The sequence below is a fragment of the Granulicella rosea genome, from assembly GCF_900188085.1.
Lineage (GTDB): Bacteria > Acidobacteriota > Terriglobia > Terriglobales > Acidobacteriaceae > Edaphobacter > Edaphobacter rosea.
Genome location: NZ_FZOU01000001.1, coordinates 1,240,512 through 1,253,854, shown reverse-complemented (window position 1 = coordinate 1,253,854; position 13,343 = coordinate 1,240,512). Strand labels below are relative to the sequence as shown.

Sequence of the window (13,343 nt, the reverse complement as noted above, 5' to 3'; positions counted from 1 at the left end):
CCAACACCAATGAGGTCTCACCATGTCTCGTGAAACTAATTCATTAGTATCTAACGCAACCAAGACCATTGCCTCCACCGGCATCTTCGCCACCCTCGTCCTCGGCGGCGCCATCCTCTTCCACGGTAACTCGGTCCACGCGGCCAGCGGCGCGCTCGACGACCAGAGCATCTCTTCCCTCACCGCGCTCGACCAGGCGGTTGAGAACGTCGCCGCCCGCGTCACGCCGGCCGTCGTCAACGTCGCCGTCACCTCGCGCGGGTCGGACGAAGAGGCCCAGCAGCAGATGCCGCAGCTCCCGCCCGGCTTCTCGCAGTTCTTCGGCCCGATGATGCCCCAGGGCGGCCAGCGTCAGCAGCCGAAGGTCGAGCACGGCATCGGCTCCGGCATCATCATCTCGCCCGACGGCTACATCGTGACCAATAACCACGTGATCGAGGGCGCGACACAGATCAAGGTCACCCTGAACGACCGCCGCATTCTCACCGGTAAGCTGATCGGCGCGGACAAGCTCACCGACCTCGCCGTCATCAAGGTCGACGCGAAGAACCTGCCCAGCATTCCGTGGGGCGACTCCACGCAGTTGAAGCCCGGCCAGACCGTGCTCGCCTTCGGCAGCCCGTTCGGCTACTTCCAGTTCTCGGTTACGCGCGGCATCGTCAGCGCCGTCAACCGTCCGAATCCGTACTCCGACGACGCACGCAAGCCCGGCGGATTCATCCAGACCGACGCGGCCATCAACCCCGGCAACTCTGGCGGCGCGCTGGTCAACGCGCACGGCGAACTGATCGGCATCAACACCTTCATCATCTCGAACAGCGGCTCGTTCGCCGGCGCGGGCTTCGCCATTCCGGCGCAGGTCGCCAAGGCGACGACCGACCAGATCATCAAGACCGGCGCGGTCCATCACGGCTACCTCGGCGTCAGCCTGAACGATGTGACGCCGGACAATGCGCAGTTCTTCAACCTGTCGGACGCCACCGGCGCGATCGCCGCGCAGGTCACGCCGGACGCACCCGCGGCTCGCGCCGGCCTGAAGAGCGGCGACGTCATTCGCACCCTCAACGGCCGCACGATGGTCAACGGCAGCGCGCTGCAGCTCGCCGTCAGCCAGACGATTCCGGGCTCGAAGCTGACGCTCGGCATTCTGCGCGACGGCAAGCCCGAGACGCTGAACGTCACCGTCGGCGAGTATAAAAAGGACGCCGATGAGGTCGCCGGCAACGACGCCAGCCCCGAGCAGAAGCCCGGCAAACTCGGCCTCGCCGTCGCCAACCTGACGCCGGATGTGCGTCAGCAGCTCCAACTGCCGGAGAAGGTGCAGGGCGTGGCCATCGAGAACGTCCGTCCCGAGAGCCCGGCCGAGGACGCCGGTCTGGCCCAGGGCGACGTCATTCTGGAGGTCAACCGCAAGCCGACAGGCTCCGCACAGGACTTCGTCAGCCAGGTCCGCTCCGTTCCCGCCGGTAAGGACCTGCTGCTGCTGGTCTGGTCGCGCGGTAACGCCAGCTACCGCCTGGTCCACCCCAGCCAGAACGGCTGATGCTCGCCTCCAAACAACGCCGCCCTCCATCGATCGGAGGGCGGCTTTGTCTTGCCTGTCATTCCCGAAGGGAATCCGCTGTCGTCGTTCAGTTCGTCACCGTCACCGCAACGGAAGCGGTGGTGGAAGACCCAGCCGCCACCGCCGTCAACGTAACATTCTGCGTGCCGGCGGGAGGCAGATTGACCGTCGACCCTGAGGAGCTCGACGCGCCGCCGCAGCCACTCAGCCCGCCGGCCAATCCTCCAAGCACGAGCAGCAACGCAAGCAGACGCAGCCCGCGCCGGCGTCCAGCCAACGCCAGCAGTCCCAGAGGCGCAAGCAGGGCGTACCACGCGCGGGTGGGCTGCGAAACAGCGGCGACGGAGGAGGCGATCTGGATCGTGGCGACGGTCTGAACCGAGGCCGTGCCGCTCACCGTCTGCGTGGACGATCCGAGGACGCAGGTCACATAGCTGACCGGCGAAGCACAGGTAAAGGACACCGCACCGGTGAATCCACCGGCAGGGGACGCGGTGAAGGTCACCGTCGTGGACCCGCCCGCCGCGAGCGAGGTCGTGGCCGGGCTGGCCGACAGGACGATCGGCGCGACCACGGTCAGGGTTCCGGAGGCGCTCGCCGATGCCAGATACGCGCCATTGGCGGCGTAGGACGCAGTGACCTGCTGGGCGCCGGCGGCTGTCTCGGTCAAGGTCAGCGTCGCCACGCCGCTGGCGTTCAGCGTCCCCATGCCGAGCGTGCCTGCGGCGTTCGCGAAGGTGACCGTACCCGCCGGCACGCCGCTCGCCGCAGCGACCGTTGCGGTCAAGACCGCGGGCCCGCCGACGTAGGTTGTCGCAGGCGCGATCGTAAGCGCGGTGGTGGTCGCCGCCGTCACCGAGACCGTGACTGCAGTGCTCGTGGCGGTGGCGTAGTTTGCATCGCCACCGTAGTTGGCGGTGTAACTATGACTGCCAACGGTCGCCGGTTTAATGGTGAGGGTCGCCAGTCCGCTCGTGCTCACCGTGCCTGTCCCGGCGTTCGTGCTTCCGTCATAAAACGTGACGGTTCCGGTCGGCGTCGAACCCGACGAGACCCCGGTCAACTGCGCGCTCAGCACGGTGGACGATCCATAGCTGACCGACGTAGGCGCGGCAGTCAGGGCGACGCCAGCCGTCGCGGTCGTGACGGTGAAGCTCTTCGCTGTGCTGGTGGAGACCAGGTCGTTCGTATCGCCCAGGTAGCTGGCCGTGATGCTGTGGCTGCCGCCGCCGAAGACCTGTGTCGTGCTGGCCGAACCGGAGGCCAGCGTCGCGGTCGCCACGACGGTCGAGCCGTCGAGAAACTGCACCTGCCCGGTCGGAACGTTCGTGCCCGATACCGGTGCGACGTTCGCCGTCAGGATGGTGCTGCCGCCGTATACGCCACCGGCGCCGGTCGCCGTCAGCGTGGTGGTTGTAGCGACGGCCGGGGCCGGACTGACCGTAACGACGACGGAGCCGAAGCTCAGCGCGGCGTAGTTCGTATCGCCCGGATACTGAGCCGTGTAGGTGTGGGTTCCGGCGGTGACCCCCGTCAGGGTCAGGCTGGCGAGTGTTCCATTCGCGCCGAGCGTTCCCGTTCCCACGATGTTCGAACCTTCGAGGAAGTTGACCGGCTGGCTCAGCGCCGCGGCGCCGGTGTAGTTGCCCACCGTTCCGTTGAAGGTCGTCTGCGACATGGAGGGTTGCACCATGGCGTTCAGCGTGACCGTTGCGGGAGCCGTGGCCGACACGGTCTGCAGGCTCGTCGCCGTCGCGGTCGAAAGATACAGCTCGCCGACCACGTACGGAAAGACGGTCGTCGGGCAGGAGAACGCGCCACCGGTCGCGGTCGAGGTCGCCGTTCCCGTGTAGGTCACGCCCGTTCCCGGCAGCGACTGCAGAAACGCCGGATAGACATTCCCCGCGAGCGTGATGTTCACGTACTCGGACGTGGGGGTCACATTCGTCGCCAGCAGCGAGTCGAAGACTACATTGTTCATCGTCAGCGTCATCGGGTAGTTTGCGTCATGTCCTTGAATCTGCACCAGATACGCATACGATCCGGACGTGGGCGTCAGGAAGTGGACATTCTGCATGACGATATTCTTGAACTGCGGAATGAGCGTGCCGGCGTTGGTGTTGTAGAACGGCGTGAACTGCAGGATGTGCCGCATGTCCTTGAGGCACATATTTTGATAGGTCACGTTCTGCACCAGGCCGCCGCGGTCCTGCGACGACTTCAGACGGATGCCGGTGGCGTTACCGTCCGCGCCGGTGCCGGCCATGTTCACGTGGTCGACCAGCATGTTCGTCAGCCCGCCCTGCGTGTAGCTGCCCACCGACACGCCGTGCCCGCTATAGGTCGTCACATTCTGGATCGTGATGCCCGAGGCCGCGGAGCTGGCGCCGACGGCGATATTGTCGTCGCCATCCGAGATCGAGCTGTTGGTGATCGTGATGTTCGCGCCATCCGGATCGATGCCGTCCGTATTGTGCGCGGTGAACGGCGCCTGAATCTTGACGCCCCATGCGGTGAAACCCGTCCCGGACCAGCCGACGTGGAACATCGGCGAGTTGCGCAGCGTGATCTTGTATAGAACCATGCTGTTCGCGTTCGACGGCTTCATGAGGATGAAGTTGTCCTGCGACTGCCCCGCCGTATTCGCCTGATCGGCGTTCGTCCACCAGCTCACGCCGGAGTCGACGCCATTCTTGAGCATCGTCGAGCCGCCGCGTCCGTCGATCACGCCATACCCGTAGATGCCTGAGCCGGTCTCATTCTTGACGAAGTTCAGCAGGTTGTTGCAGCCGTTGCCGGAGGCGCCGTAGCTTCCACACAGCTCGGTCGAGGTCGTCTGGTAGTCCGCCGGGTTGCGCGAGGCAAAGACCGTCACGCCGCCGTCGACGATCAGCGAGACGCCGCTCGGAATCGTCAGCGGCTGGATCAGAAACGCGTAGTTCGTGCCCGAGGACGCCAGCTCCACGGCCTTGCCCGAGCCGCAGGCCGTCAGCGCCGCCTGAATCCGCGACGTGTCGAAGGCCGTCTCCGACGCCGGCTGTCCGGCCACGATGGCCATCTGCGAGCTCAGCACCGTACACACCGCCGGCAGCACCGGTTCGGTCACCGTACGCGTATCCTGCGCCAACCCGTACGCCGAACCCATCACCGTCATCGCCGCCAGCCATATCCGAACCCAACCTGCCCGCATTGCCCACATCTCCCTGTATCTGCAAAACCACTTCAAATGGATGGACCAGTCGTTCCCCAAGATTCGGTCCTGCGGACCGCCCCGTTAGAGCTCTGTCGCCGAATCACCCGACAATTTCACGGCTTCTCAGGAGCGATCATCTGGAACCCGGCCATTGTTCGCGGTCCATTTCACACCTGTCAAGCAAAACCGGCGACGAATCTCAGAATTGGTCCGATCACTCCCCTTCCTGCCCTCGCCTGCAACCTTCGTTCTCGGGTCGCGCTTGACAGTTCATGGCTGCGAACAGCTATCCTCTCTAGCAGTAGCTACTTCTTGAAAAAATTTCTGAACCAGAACCATCCAACGCGCACAATGGTCAGACCATCGTTGCAGCGGGAGCCCGTTACCTTTATGTCGACCAACACCGCCAGCGCCCCTGGCTCCGGTTTCACCACCGATAGCTCTGCCTCGAACGTGCGCTGGATCGTCTGCGGTCTGCTCTTCCTCGCCACGACCATCAACTACATGGACCGCAACGTCTTCGGCTATGTCGAGCCGCTGCTGCACGACGTGGCGTTCATGGGCTGGAATCACGCCGCCGACAAGTTCCACCAGCCGGTCTTCGACGATAACTTCGGCACCGTGATCATGTTCTTCCAGATCGCGTACGGCGTGGGCTTCATCGTCGCCGGCCGCGTTATCGACAAGCTCGGGACCAAGGTCGGCTACGCGCTCGCGATCCTCATCTGGGGTCTCGCGTCGATGAGCCACTCGGTAGTGACCTCCGTGGCGGGCTTCTGTGTCGCGCGCATCTTCCTCGGACTGGGCGAATCCGGCAACTTCCCGGCCGCGCTCAAAGCTGTCAGCGAGTGGTTCCCCACCCGCGAGCGCGCCAAGGCTGTCGGCTTGTTCAACTCCGGCTCGAACGCCTCCGCGCTGGTCGCGCCGCCGCTGGTCGCCTTCGTCTCGGCAAAGTGGGGCTGGCAGGCGGCGTTCATCGCCACCGGCTCGATGGGCATGGCGTGGCTCGTCCTATGGACGCTGTTCCCGTACAACCGCCTGCGCGGCGCCTCCACCCAGACCCAGGCCAACCTCGCGGCAGACTTTGCCGAGGCGGCAGAGAGCGGCGGCGCAATCCCGCTTTCGGCTCTCCTGCAACGGCCCGGCCTCTATGCCTTTGCCCTCGGTAAGGCTCTGACGGATGGCGTGTGGTGGTTCTATCTCTTCTATCTGCCTCAGTTCCTCAACCGGAACTATAACCTCACGCTCAAACAGGCCTACCCCTACCTGCTGACCGTCTACGTCATCTCGTCGGTCGGCTCCATCGCCGGCGGCTCGCTTTCTGGCAGCCTGATGGCTAACGGGCGGTCGGTGAACGCGGGACGCAAGATCGCCATGCTGGTGATGGCGCTCTGCGTGATGCCGGTCATCTTCGTACCGCACATGAGCACCATCTTCGCGACGAACGCATGGCCCGCGACGTTGCTGATCGCGCTCGCCGCAGCCGCGCACCAGGGCTGGTCGGCGAACCTCTTTTCGACGCCGGGCGACATGTTCCCCTCGACCGCGGTCTCGACCGTGGTCGGCGTCGGCGGAGCGGCCGGCGCGGTGGGCGGAGCGGCCTTTACCTGGATCGTCAAGCGCAACCTCTCGCTGCATCAGTTGCTGGTCTTCTCGATGGCCGCCGGCGCATACGTGGTGGCGCTGGCGGTCTTCCAACTGCTGGTTCCACACATCGGCGTCTCGCGCAAGGCGGCGTAGAGAATCGGCGGATCGCTTCGAAGACGCTCACGATTGGCTGTACCAAATGCCGGTCGTGAGCGTTTTTTCGGTTGTCCACTTATCGGCTCCATGGCGCAGCGGCGAAAACGCGGCAAATAGACAACGCTGTAACGGCGTTCCAGGCGGCTTCGCCAACCATTGCGCCTACGTGGTAATCTTCCTCAAATCCCATCGGAGCAGCCGACCCCACGTGAAGATCGAGAACACTGAAACATCCGCCGGACATAGCCAGTTGACGATGCAGGTGGTCGACCACGTGCGTGGTCTCGTCGCCAGCGGAGAGCTGCGTCCCGGCGACCGGCTTCCGCCCGAGCGCGAGCTCGCCAAGAAGTTGAAGATCAGCCGCTCCTCGCTCCGGGCTGGCATCGGATTTCTCGCCGCCATGGGCGTGCTGAAGAGCCGCCACGGCGCGGGCACCTTCGTCGCCAACGGACCGCCGGCGCTCGATTCGAGCTCTCTGTCGGTGCTCGGCGCGCTGCACGGCTTCATGCCCTGGCAGATGTTCGAGGCGCGCCTGGTGCTCGAGGCCAACATCGCGTCGCTCGCCGCCGAACGCGCCACGGGCGAGCACATCGCCGAGCTGGCCGAAGAGGTTGCCGAGATGTACGCCTCGCTGACCGACCCGCAGGAGTACCTCATCCACGACGTGCGCTTCCACCGCACGATCGCCCGCGCGGCCGGCAACCCCATCCTCGGCGCGCTGATGGAGACCATCACGGCGAACCTCTACGACACCCGGCGCATGACGGTCGACCATTCGGTCGATCTGAAGGAGTCGGCCGAGATGCACCGCGAGATCTACCGCGCGATTCGGTCGAAGAACCCCGCCGGAGCGCGACAGGCGATGGAGCGTCACCTGAACCTCGCCCGCATGGCGCAGGCCAGCGAAGACGACACCCCGGAGATCGTCGAGGCCGCAACCGCCGCCGCCGGAGTCGTACCGCTGCCGCACTCGGCCGCTGCGGCAGCTCAGGCCGCGCATCCGGATAGCTCTGTCGGCACGGCGGTCGACGAATCCTAGCTTTGCAGGGATACAGCTCGCTCAGGATGGATCGGGCCACCCAAAATGCCCGTCATCCTGAGCGAAGCGAAGGACCCCCGTATTTCGCTTTTGCTTGTTTTGGCCTATTGCGACAAGGCGGCGCGCCCTCCCGCCCTGCTAAACTGGGCTAGCCAGCATGTCGAAACCCAAGTTCTACCTCACCACTCCGATCTACTACGTCAACGCGCGTCCGCACATCGGCCACGCCTACACGACCATCGTCGCCGACGTCATCGCGCGCCGCCACCGCCTGGTGGGTGACGACACGTACTTCCTGACCGGCACGGACGAGCACGGCCAGAAGATCGAACGTTCCGCGCTTGCGGCAGGAGTACCGCCGCAGCAGTTTACGGACCAGGTCTCCGAGCAGTTCCGCTCGCTCTGGCAGCGGATGGGCCTGACCTACGACCAGTACATCCGCACGACCGACGAAAAACACAAACGCGGCGCGCAGAAGCTCTTCGCCACGCTGTACGAGCGCGGCCACATCTACCTCGACAGCTACACCGGCGCCTACTGCGTCTCGGACGAGGCCTTCGTCGACCTGCCCGTAGGCACGCCCTGCCCCGACTGCGGGCGGCTGCTCGAACAGGTGACGGAGGAGAACTTCTTCTTCAAGCTCTCCGCCTTCCAGCAGCCGGTCATTGACCTGATCGAATCGAACCAGCTCGTCATCACGCCGGACGCCGCGCGCAACGAGGTTCTCAGCTTCCTGCGCGGCGGCCTGAAGGACCTGAGCGTCTCGCGCAGCAGCTTCTCCTGGGGTATTCCGGTGCCCGAGCCCGCGGCCAGCGCCAGCAAGGAAAAGCACGTCATCTACGTCTGGCTGGACGCGCTGACGAACTACATGAGCGCCGTAGGCTACGGCTCGGACACGCCCGAAGATGTCGCGATGTTCGAACGCTATTGGCCCGCCGACCTCCACCTCGTCGGCAAGGAGATCACGCGCTTCCACTGCGTTTATTGGCCTGCGTTCCTGATGGCCGCAGGGTTACCCACGCCGAAGCAGATTACTGCCAACGGCTGGCTGCTCTTCGACAACAGCAAGATGTCCAAGAGCAAGGGCAATGTCGTCCGCACCGAGACGATCCTCGACGCCTTCGGCAGTCTTAAACCTGATCTACCCAAGGCCGAGCAGGACCTCTTTGCATCGGACGTGCTGCGCTATCACCTGCTCCGCGAGATTCCGTACGGGCAGGATGGCAGCTTCAGCTTTGAGGCGATGATTACGCGATACAACGCTGATCTGGCGAATGGGTATGGGAATCTGGTCAGCCGCACGCTCGCGATGATTCAAAAATATCTCGATAGCACCATCCCAGATGTGCCGGAGAGAGATAATTCGGAATCGATAAATCTTGCCCATGCAGATTTACACCAACTCGTACAAAACGCACTTATTACTACTGTGAGTATTGATGGGCTTCACGAGGCAATCGAGTTCGAGAGGTTGACGGCATACATTTTCAGATTCATCGGGTCAGCCGATGGGTTTATTACTAAGCGCGCTCCTTGGAAAATGGCCTCTGACGGAAATTCTACGGACTTGGAGAGCACTCTCTACGCAGCTGCTGAATCTATCCGCATCATTACCGCTCTCCTCTACCCCGTTCTTCCTTACGCCACCGCCACAGTCTGGGCCCAGCTAGGCCTGGGCGACATCGAAGCCGCCGCCAAATCTGGCGAACTCAAGAACCTGCAATGGGGAGGCCTAAAGCCCGGCACCAAGCTAGGCCCGCTCTCCCCCATCTTCCCCCGAGCCGACAAAGGACTCATCCAGATCATGACCGACGTTGAATACCAGCACGCACCCAAGTCCTTGAACGAGACCCCCATGGGCGACGGCCCTGCGCCCGACGCTGCTCCGCGCACCGCATCGCTCGCCGAGCCGAACCCCGGAGCCCTCGTCGCCGGATCGGCAGCCGTTACCACCGAGCGCGAGGCCGTGCCGTCGACGGTTGCCGAGAACACCAGCCCGCAGATCACCATCGACGACTTCGCCAAGATCGACCTGCGCGTCGCGCAGATCCTCGTCGCCGAGCGCATCCCCAAGGCCGACAAGCTGCTGCGCCTGGAGGTCGATCTGGGCTACGAGAAGCGGCAGATCCTCTCCGGCATCGCCGAGTACTACACGCCGGAGGAGCTGGTCGGGCGGCGCATCGTCGTCATCACCAACCTGGCCCCGCGCAAGATGCGTGGGCTCGAGTCGCACGGGATGCTGCTTGCCGCGAGCGAAGGCGATCACGGGAAACCGGCGCTCGCAACCTGTGGGGATGAGATCGCGCTGGGTTCACGGCTCAAATAGTACGTGCCCCACGATCGGCGTCGCGCGCGTTCCGCCGATCGTGGGGGGCCGGGCTTTATTTCTCCTGCACCCCAATGGCGACGACGAAGTAGTTTGCGGGGGTCTGGCCCACGTTCTTCAGGCCATGCATGTGGTTCGACCCGGCGAAGGCCACGCCGCCCGGCCCCAGCGGTAGCACCTTGTCCTCGGCGTAAAACTCAAGCTGCCCCTCGCGGATGAGCATCATCTCGGAGTGGCGATGTTTGTGCGCGGGGTGCGGCATCTGTCCGGGCGGCAGCATGGTCTCATGGACCTCCAGAAACTCGCCCGTCGGCAGCGTTCCAGAGAGCACCGCGCGGCTCGCTCCGCCCGTTGCGTTGGTCTTCACGGGCAGCTTGCCGAAGTCGAAGACCGTGGTCTGCGACAGCTTGCCATCCGGCCCCACCTGCGCCTCGGCCAACCCGCCCAGCGCCGCAAACGCCGCGGCCATCGCCAGCATATCCCGCCTGTTCATCTCCTGCATTTGCCCTCCTAAGGCTTTACATCCCCGCCGATCGCCAGCACGAAGTATCGTGCCGGCGTCGGTCCTGTGTTGCGCATCTGGTGCAGCGTCCCCAGCGCGACGAAGAGCACGCCGCCCGGTCCGGCCATCTCGGTGACGCCGTCGTGCGTCAGCTCGACCGTCCCCTGCTGGATCATGATGACCTCGGAGTGCGCGATGCGGTGCGCCGGGTTCGGCGGCGCGCCCGGCGGCAGCATGGATTCGTGCAGCGCGATCGCCTCGCCCGTCGCCGTGACGCCGTGTAGCACATCGCGTCCCTCGCCGCCGGTGGCCGTCCGCTTCACCGGCAAGCTCTCGAACGGGTAGACCTTCGTAGCATCCAACACGAGCTTATCGTCGAGACTCACGCCCGGAATTGTACCCCGCGCCGCCAACCGCTGTAATCTGGAGCAGATGCTCCTTACCGATTCTCACGCTCACCTCGACTTCTACGAAGACATTCCCACGGTAGTGGCGAACGCGAAGGCGGCGGGCGTCGGGACGATCCTCGCCATCGGCATCGGCGACGGGCCAGAGACGATGCACCGCGCGCTCGAGATCGCCGACGCGACCGAAGGCGTCTTCGCGAGCGTGGGCGTTCATCCGCAGGAGGCCCATCAGGCCACGCCCGAGCATCTGGCGAAGCTGGCCGAACTCGCGAGCCAGCCGAAGTGCATCGCCATCGGCGAGATCGGGCTGGACTACTACCACTTCGACAATCCGGACATTCCGACCCAGCAGGCAGCCTTCGTCGCGCAGATGAAGATCGCGGCGGCGGCGGGCAAGCCGATCCTGATCCACTGCCGAACGAGCGAGTTGGCGAAGCCCGAGGCGAAAGAGAAATACGGCTCGGCCGACGCATGGGAGGATTTGCTGGCGCTGATCGCCGAGCACTGGACGCCGGCCGGGCTGCCAGGCGTGATGCACTGCTTCTCCGGCAATGCCGAACAGGCGGAGCGATCGCTCGCGGCGAACTTCTACCTGTCCTTTGCCGGAAACCTGACCTATCCGAAGTCGACGGTCATTCAACAGGTCGCGGCGACGGCCCCGGCGGACCGCATCCTGGTCGAGACGGACGCGCCCTTCCTGACGCCGATCCCGCTGCGCGGCCAGCAGAATGAGCCGGCCAACGTCGCGCATACCGCGGCCTTCCTCGCGGGTCTGCGCGGCATCTCACCGGCAGAGATTGCCATACGGACGACAAAGAACTTCCAGCGGCTTTTCCCCAGCACCGCGGGCGCTCCAACCCTGTCATAATGGACTTCGACGCAACACAAAGGAAACGAACATGGCAGCCGATAACAGCTTCGACGTAGTGAGCAAGGTAGAGATTCAAGAGGTAAAGAACGCCCTCGACCAGGCCGGCAAAGAGGTCAACGCACGCTTCGACCTGAAGAACACCAAGTCCAAGATGGAGCTTGAGGGCGACGAGACGATCCAACTGGCAAGCCAGGACGAGTACACCCTGAAGGCGGTGATCGAGATTCTTTCGCAGAAGCTGGTCAAGCGCGGCGTCTCGCTGAAGAACCTGGAGTACGAGAAGATCGAGCCGGCCTCGAACTCCTCCGTCCGCCAGAAGATCAAGCTGAAGCAGGGCATCGCGTCCGAGGCGGCGAAGAAGATCGTGGCGGTCGTCAAAGACTCCAAGCTGAAGGCCAACGCCAGCATTCAGGGCGATACGGTGCGCATCGTCTCGAAGGATCGCGACATTCTGCAGCAGGTGATGGCCAAGCTGCGCGGCGGCGACTTCGGGGTGGAGATTCAGTTCACCAACTTCCGCTCGAACTAGCTCCTCTTTGGTTTGTCCTTCCTTTTGGTTGTCATTCCCGAAGGAAATTCGATTTTGCTCCTGTTTTTCGCCCCACTTCCGTAAGCCTGCTTTTTTTCGGTGGCACGGTTTTCGACAGCCTCCTGCTGCACCCAAGTTGCAACACTGGTACTCTCAATAAGAGTGAGCACGATCTCCATCGCGACCGCAAAAGAGGTCTTCGACCTGTTACGCGACGACCTCGCCGCCATCGAGCGCGAGTTTACCCGCCAGTCGGCCTCGCCGGTTGAGGTGATCACCGATATTGCGAGCTACCTGATCGCGGGCGGCGGCAAGCGCATCCGTCCGTTGCTGCTGCTGCTATCGGCCAAGGCGCTGGGGTGCGAGAGTCACTCGCGCATCCGGCTGGGCGCGGTGGTCGAGATGCTGCACACCGCGACGCTGGTCCACGACGACATCATCGACGAGGCGGACAGCCGCCGCGGACGGCCTTCCTCGAACACGAAGTGGGGCAACTCGAAGTGCGTGCTCGCGGGCGACTGGCTCTACATGCAGTCGTTTCAGACAGCGCTTGAAGAGCGGAACTTCCGCGTGCTCGACCTGCTCATCTCGTTGACGCAGCAGATGGTCGAGGGTGAACTGCTTCAGATTCAGAAGCTCGGTCACCTCATCAACGAGGAGGAGTACTTCGACCTGATCTACCGGAAGACCGCATGCCTGTTTCAGGTGTCTATGCAGCTTGGCGCGGTCGTCTCCTCGCAAGCGGGTGAGAACGGCGAGTATGCCTTCGACTCGCAGCTTGGCGAGTACGGTCGCAACCTCGGGCTGGCGTTCCAGATCGTCGACGACGTGCTGGATCTGACCGCGACCGAAGAGGTGCTGGGCAAGCCGGTTGCGAGCGATCTGCGCGAAGGCAAGGCGACGCTCGCCGTCATCCACGCGCTCGAACGCGGCACGGGGGCTGAACGCGAACAGATTCGCACGGTGCTGGCCGATCGCAGCTTCCAGCGCGTCTCGCATCCGCAGATCCTCGAGATTCTGCACAGGCACGGCTCGATCGACTACGCCATGGATACGGCCTGCGCCTACGCCGAGGCGGCGCGCCAGTCGATCGCGGAGCTTCCGGCCTCGGACGCTCGCCGCGCCCTGATGTGGGTTCCCGGCTTCGTCACCAGTCGCGACCGCTAAGG

At 64.1% G+C, this 13,343-nt stretch carries 10 protein-coding genes; 7 read left to right on the top strand and 3 right to left on the bottom strand.

The annotated features are described in order from the left end of the window. Positions 1 to 22 precede the first annotated feature (22 nt). Positions 23 to 1,543 carry a Do family serine endopeptidase gene (locus tag CHB87_RS05285; RefSeq protein WP_089407299.1) on the top strand — a complete coding sequence of 507 codons (1,521 nt, stop codon included), beginning with the start codon at positions 23 to 25 and terminating at the stop codon, positions 1,541 to 1,543. An 88-nt stretch (positions 1,544 to 1,631) separates the two neighbouring features. Here CHB87_RS05285 and CHB87_RS05280 read toward each other — a convergent pair whose 3' ends face one another. Further along, the gene (locus CHB87_RS05280; protein WP_176441600.1) at positions 1,632 to 4,754 is read right to left on the bottom strand and encodes an Ig-like domain repeat protein; all 3,123 of its coding nucleotides are present in this window, start codon (positions 4,752 to 4,754) and stop codon (positions 1,632 to 1,634) included. 393 nt (positions 4,755 to 5,147) lie between these two features. Here CHB87_RS05280 and CHB87_RS05275 point away from each other — a divergent pair, with 393 nt between their 5' ends. From CHB87_RS05275 to metG, 3 genes are all read left to right on the top strand, one after another. Then, positions 5,148 to 6,497, top strand: coding sequence for an MFS transporter (locus CHB87_RS05275; RefSeq protein ID WP_089407297.1), 1,350 nt, complete (start codon positions 5,148 to 5,150; stop codon positions 6,495 to 6,497). A 211-nt stretch (positions 6,498 to 6,708) separates the two neighbouring features. Beyond that, positions 6,709 to 7,539, top strand: coding sequence for a FadR/GntR family transcriptional regulator (locus CHB87_RS05270; protein ID WP_245817825.1), 831 nt, complete (start codon positions 6,709 to 6,711; stop codon positions 7,537 to 7,539). A gap of 157 nt (positions 7,540 to 7,696) precedes the next feature. Next, the gene (gene metG / locus CHB87_RS05265) at positions 7,697 to 9,865 is read left to right on the top strand and encodes a methionine--tRNA ligase (protein ID WP_089407295.1); all 2,169 of its coding nucleotides are present in this window, start codon (positions 7,697 to 7,699) and stop codon (positions 9,863 to 9,865) included. 55 nt (positions 9,866 to 9,920) lie between these two features. Here metG and CHB87_RS05260 read toward each other — a convergent pair whose 3' ends face one another. Together CHB87_RS05260 and CHB87_RS05255 are read right to left on the bottom strand one after the other, a co-directional pair. Continuing rightward, entirely contained in the window at positions 9,921 to 10,367 is a 447-nt protein-coding gene (locus tag CHB87_RS05260; RefSeq protein ID WP_089407294.1) for a cupin domain-containing protein, read from the bottom strand. A gap of 8 nt (positions 10,368 to 10,375) precedes the next feature. Continuing rightward, positions 10,376 to 10,732, bottom strand: coding sequence for a cupin domain-containing protein (locus CHB87_RS05255; RefSeq protein ID WP_245817824.1), 357 nt, complete (start codon positions 10,730 to 10,732; stop codon positions 10,376 to 10,378). A 67-nt stretch (positions 10,733 to 10,799) separates the two neighbouring features. Between CHB87_RS05255 and CHB87_RS05250 the strand changes: the two genes are divergently transcribed. The 3 genes from CHB87_RS05250 to CHB87_RS05235 all read left to right on the top strand — a co-directional run bounded on the left by CHB87_RS05250 (position 10,800) and on the right by CHB87_RS05235 (position 13,341). Continuing rightward, entirely contained in the window at positions 10,800 to 11,642 is an 843-nt protein-coding gene (locus CHB87_RS05250) for a TatD family hydrolase (protein WP_089407293.1), read from the top strand. Positions 11,643 to 11,673: 31 nt separating this feature from the next. Then, entirely contained in the window at positions 11,674 to 12,174 is a 501-nt protein-coding gene (locus CHB87_RS05245) for a YajQ family cyclic di-GMP-binding protein (protein ID WP_089407292.1), read from the top strand. 162 nt (positions 12,175 to 12,336) lie between these two features. Then, on the top strand, positions 12,337 to 13,341 hold the full coding sequence (locus CHB87_RS05235; protein ID WP_089407290.1) for a polyprenyl synthetase family protein: 1,005 nt from the start codon (positions 12,337 to 12,339) through the stop codon (positions 13,339 to 13,341). The last annotated feature ends 2 nt before the right edge of the window (positions 13,342 to 13,343 follow it).

Excerpts from the sequence above, each read along its gene's own strand:
- CHB87_RS05275 (WP_089407297.1), top strand. The coding sequence starts at position 5,148 with ATGTCGACCAACACCGCCAGCGCCCCTGGCTCCGGTTTCACCACCGAT.
- metG (WP_089407295.1), top strand. The coding sequence starts at position 7,697 with ATGTCGAAACCCAAGTTCTACCTCACCACTCCGATCTACTACGTCAAC.
- CHB87_RS05245 (WP_089407292.1), top strand. The coding sequence starts at position 11,674 with ATGGCAGCCGATAACAGCTTCGACGTAGTGAGCAAGGTAGAGATTCAA.
- CHB87_RS05260 (WP_089407294.1), bottom strand. The coding sequence starts at position 10,367 with ATGCAGGAGATGAACAGGCGGGATATGCTGGCGATGGCCGCGGCGTTT.
- CHB87_RS05250 (WP_089407293.1), top strand. The coding sequence starts at position 10,800 with ATGCTCCTTACCGATTCTCACGCTCACCTCGACTTCTACGAAGACATT.
- CHB87_RS05285 (WP_089407299.1), top strand. The coding sequence starts at position 23 with ATGTCTCGTGAAACTAATTCATTAGTATCTAACGCAACCAAGACCATT.
- CHB87_RS05280 (WP_176441600.1), bottom strand. The coding sequence starts at position 4,754 with ATGCGGGCAGGTTGGGTTCGGATATGGCTGGCGGCGATGACGGTGATG.